This is a genomic window from Brachyspira sp., assembly GCF_050873525.1.
Classification (GTDB): Bacteria; Spirochaetota; Brachyspiria; order Brachyspirales; family Brachyspiraceae; genus Brachyspira.
The window spans coordinates 1-4,732 of the sequence record NZ_JBNMIZ010000204.1 but is presented as its reverse complement, the minus strand read 5'-3'; the positions used below and the strand labels follow the sequence as shown (position 1 = coordinate 4,732).

Annotated in this window: 3 protein-coding genes; 2 read left to right on the top strand and 1 reads right to left on the bottom strand. The window is 33.3% G+C overall.

Features of this window, described 5'->3' with window-relative positions:
* Window positions 1-25 precede the first annotated feature (25 nt).
* Window positions 26-2,602: an ATP-dependent chaperone ClpB gene (gene clpB / locus ACR0QS_RS11160; RefSeq protein WP_432633526.1), complete on the top strand. Its 2,577-nt coding sequence runs from the start codon at window positions 26-28 to the stop codon at window positions 2,600-2,602.
* Between the two features lie 339 nt (window positions 2,603-2,941).
* On the opposite strand, the gene ACR0QS_RS11155 is transcribed toward clpB, so the two are convergent.
* A complete protein-coding gene (locus ACR0QS_RS11155; RefSeq protein WP_432633525.1) occupies window positions 2,942-3,793 on the bottom strand; it encodes a hypothetical protein in 852 nt (283 codons plus the stop codon).
* A 162-nt stretch (window positions 3,794-3,955) separates the two neighbouring features.
* Here ACR0QS_RS11155 and ACR0QS_RS11150 point away from each other — a divergent pair, with 162 nt between their 5' ends.
* Window positions 3,956-4,690, top strand: a complete 735-nt coding sequence (locus ACR0QS_RS11150) for a Bax inhibitor-1/YccA family protein (RefSeq protein ID WP_432633524.1) — start codon at window positions 3,956-3,958, stop codon at window positions 4,688-4,690.
* Window positions 4,691-4,732: the final 42 nt, after the last annotated feature.

Sequence of the window (4,732 nt, the reverse complement as noted above, 5' to 3'; positions counted from 1 at the left end):
TAATTAATTGTAATGGAGATAAATTATGGATTATAATAAATATACTATAAAAGCCCAAGAGGCTATAAACGAAGCGGCGAATATTGCAAACGGAGAAGACCATTCTGAAATAGGAAGCGAGCATTTGCTTTTAGCTTTACTAAAACAAGAAGACGGTTTAATCAAACCTCTTTTGGAAAGGATAGGAATTCCAGTTAATTCGCTTATAGAAAAAACTCAAAAATTAGTAAATGAAAATGTTAAAGTATTGGGAGAAAATGTTCAACTTCATTTATCTACCAATGCGGGAAAAGTTTTGGCAAAGGCTGAAAAAGAAGCGGCGGCTTTGAAAGACCAATATGTTTCAACCGAGCATATATTTTTGGCTTTAGTCGATGCTGAAAATAGAGCGGGCAGAATGCTTAGAGATAATAAAATAAATAAAAAAGAGGTTTTATCGGCAATCAAATCTTTAAGAGGAAATCAAAATATTAACAGTCAAGACCCAGAAGCGAAAATGCAGGCTTTGGAAAAATACTGCCGTAATTTAACCGCTTTGGCGAAGGCTGAAAAAATAGACCCAGTTATCGGGAGAGACGAAGAAATAAGAAGAGTTATGCAGGTTTTATCGAGAAGAACAAAAAATAATCCCGTCCTTATAGGAGAGCCAGGAGTCGGCAAAACGGCTATAGTCGAAGGACTCGCTCGAAGAATAGTGTCTCAAGATGTTCCCGATAGTTTGAAAAATAAAAAATTACTTGCTTTGGATTTGGGCGCATTGGTTGCGGGAGCAAAATTTAGAGGAGAATTTGAAGAGAGATTAAAAGCGGTAATTAGCGAAATAGAAAAATCTGAAGGCGATATTATATTATTCATTGACGAGCTTCACACATTAGTCGGAGCGGGAGCTACGGAAGGAGCAATGGACGCGTCTAACCTTTTGAAACCAGCTTTGGCGAGAGGCGAATTAAGAGCAATCGGAGCGACAACATTAGACGAATATAGAAAATATATAGAAAAAGATAAAGCGCTTGAAAGAAGATTTCAGCAGGTTTATTGTAAAGAGCCTACCGTTGAAGATACGATAGCTATATTGAGAGGACTCAAAGATAAATACGAAGTCCATCATGGAGTGAGAATAAAAGACGAGGCTTTGGTTGCGGCGGCTGTTCTTTCAAATAGATATATAACGAATAGATTTTTGCCCGATAAAGCTATAGATTTGGTTGACGAAGCGGCAAGTCAATTAAAAATAGAAATAGAAAGTCAGCCAACGGAATTAGACCAGCTTGAAAGAAAAATTTTACAGCTTAATATTGAAAAACAGGCACTTTCAAATGAAAATGACGCGGCTTCAAAAGACAGACTCGAAAAACTTGAAAAAGAATTATCAGAAATTACGGAAGAGCGAAATTCAATGAAACTCAAATGGGATAACGAAAAAAAACGAATAGAGGAGATAAGAAAATTAAAAGAAGAATTGGAAGAATTGAATATAAAAGAAACTCAATATACGAGAGAAGGCAATTTGGCAAAAGCGGCGGAAATCAAATATGGAAAAATCCCCGAACTTAATAAAAAATTGGAAGAAGCGAATATTGAAAATTCAAATTCCAAAGACGAAGAAAAAAGATTATTGAAAGAAGAAATTTCCGAAGACGATATAGCTCAAGTAATATCCGTCTGGACAGGAATTCCAGTAAGCAAAATGCTCACAAGCGAAAAACAAAAATATTTGCAGCTTGAAGAAGTTTTGCATAAAAGAGTAATAGGGCAGGACGAAGCGATAACTTCCGTTGCGGACGCGATAAGAAGAAACAGAGCGGGACTTTCGGATGAAAATAAACCGCTTGGAAGTTTTTTGTTCATAGGACCTACGGGAGTCGGAAAAACGGAACTTGCAAAAACTTTAGCGGATTTTCTTTTCAACGATGAAAGAGCGTTAACTAGAATCGATATGAGCGAATATATGGAAAAATTTTCTGTAAGCAGATTAATCGGAGCGCCTCCGGGATATGTCGGTTATGACGAAGGCGGACAATTAACCGAAGCGGTAAGGAGAAGACCTTATAGCGTGATTTTATTTGACGAAATTGAAAAAGCGCATCCCGATGTTTTTAATGTTTTGCTTCAAGTTTTGGACGATGGAAGATTAACGGACGGACAAGGCAGAGTTGTAGATTTCAAAAATTCTATAATCATAATGACGAGCAATTTAGGTTCGGATTTGATACTCGAAGCCAAAAATACGGACGATATAAAAGAAAAAATTAACGAGCTTTTGAAAGTTTCTTTTCGCCCAGAATTTCTAAATAGAATAGACGAAATAATAACATTCACGCGGCTCGATAAAAAATATATTAACGCCATAGTGAAAAATCAAATTGAAAAAGTTGCGGAAAGACTTAAAGATAGAAGAATAAATTTGGAAGTTTCGGACGAAGCTATAGAATTTATTTCCGATGTAGGTTATGACGCTCAATTTGGAGCGAGACCTTTGAAAAGAGCGATACAAAATTATATAGAAAATCCGCTTGCAAAAGAAATTCTTGCGGGAAAATATTTTGAAGGCGATACTATAAAGATTATAAAAGGCAAAGACGGTTTGGTTTTTGAGAAATAGAAAAATTAAACATGAAGATTTTAATTTTATTCGTCATTACGAGGACGAAGTCTGAAGTAATCCAAAATAATAGAATTTGATTTTAAAATTTAACTTTATTAATAGTGGATTGCCACGCTTTCGCTCGCAATGACAAATTCAAATGTCATTACGAGGTTTTGTCGCCGTAGGCGTGCCTTTGGCAAAAACCGAAGTAATCCAAAGAAAATGAATGTTATTATATTTGGATTGCTTCGCATTTTTCAAATGCTCGCAATGACTATAAATATATGCAATGACAATTAAAAATAAAAAAGACACCGCAATTACGCGATGCCTTTTTATATTGAAACTTCAAAACTATTTATTTATATCGTCTACATGAATATAATAACTCCACCAACCTGAACTTGCAAGCGAACCATGAATTAATTGTCTTTTTGACTGTTTATTTGTAAAAAATGTAAAAGTAGCGTCAGGATTATTTACATCCTCATAATAAAGAATAGCCTTACCGTTATATGAAAAACCATTATTAACATTTGTATCTTTTAATACAATAGGTTTAGTATAATACCCTTTTGAATGAATAATAAAATTAGAAGATGTGGTTTCAAAATAATCACTATAATCATAACTATCATCTGTTTTCGGAAGTATATATTTTCCCGAAAATTCTTTAGGTATTAAACCGTTATATGTTTCTTCAATTAAAGAATAAGTAATATCCAAACTATAATTACTAAATCTTATTACTAAATAACCGCTTTCGTTAAAAGTCACTTCCGCCGTAAGCTTATTTCCGCTTTGATATCTCACGCCTTCCAAATTATAAAACTCTCCCGATTCGTTAGTAGATGTCTCGTAAAATTTGCCTTCCTCTTCTATAATCTCTCCGTCCTCGCTTTTCGTTATCGCGCTTATGTAAGGCTTTGAGTTTTCATCGACTTTTATATCGGCATAATAATATATTTTTTTCGTATAGTTGCCGTTTATATAATATGCGCCAGATTTAAAAGATAAATCTTTAAATTGAATTAAACCTTGATTTGTATCGACCGTTAATTTCATTTCGGGCTTAGGCGATTGTTCCGCCTGTTTAGCGACAATATAATCGCCAGCATTTGTCGGATTTCCCGAACAGGCTACAGATACGATAACCATAACAATAGCTATTGCCATTAACCATAAAACTTTCTTTTTGTAAATCATAAGTTTCTCCTTAATTTGAAATTGTTTGTAAATATATTATAGCAAATTTTATATTGATTGTCAAGTTTATTATTAAAAAATTATTTAAAAAATTGATATTTATCCTTAAATAATATATAATATTTGAAATTAAAAAATTAAATAAATCAAGGAGATTAAAAAATGGCAAATCCAGTTTTATCCGAAAAAGCTTTTGATTATGCGATTAGAAATTCAAGCGAAGAAACTATGACTATAAACGGAGCGATTAATAAAGCTATAATACTGTCTTTAATACTTACGCTTTCGGCTTTGATTAGCGTTTATTTTGTATTGGCAAAAAATTTGGAATTATTATATCCCGCCGTAATGGTTTCAAGCATAGGAGCGGTTATTCTTGCGATTATAATGGCATTCAAAAAAGAAACGGCTAAAACCTTATCTATTCTTTACGCTATTTTGGAAGGCGTGGCTATCGGAGGAATATCTTTTATATTTAATGCGGTTTATGACGGAATAGTCGCTCAAGCCGTATTTTTTACATCCGCAGATTTACTCATTATGCTTTTGTTATATAGATTTAGAATAATAAGAGTAAACGATAAATTTAGAAGCGTTATATTCGGCGCGACTTTATGCATAGCCGTAGTATATTTGATAAATTTTATACTCGGTTTTTTCAAAATGTCAGTTCCTTTTCTAAACGATTCGAGTCCAATCGGAATAGGAATAAGCGTTGTAATAGTAGCGATAGCTTCGTTTAATTTACTGCTCGATTTTGATTTTATAGAACGAAGCGCAAATGCAAATATGCCGAAATATTTTGAATGGTATTCCGCGTTCGGTTTACTCGTTACTTTGGTATGGCTCTATTTTGAAATATTAAAATTATTATCAAAAATAAGAAGCAGAGATTAAAATTTATTTAATTTTACTTGAAAGTTTATGAATATATTATAT

Coding starts and splice junctions, on each gene's coding strand:
- clpB (WP_432633526.1), top strand. CDS start 26: ATGGATTATAATAAATATACTATAAAAGCCCAAGAGGCTATAAACGAA.
- ACR0QS_RS11155 (WP_432633525.1), bottom strand. CDS start 3,793: ATGATTTACAAAAAGAAAGTTTTATGGTTAATGGCAATAGCTATTGTT.
- ACR0QS_RS11150 (WP_432633524.1), top strand. CDS start 3,956: ATGGCAAATCCAGTTTTATCCGAAAAAGCTTTTGATTATGCGATTAGA.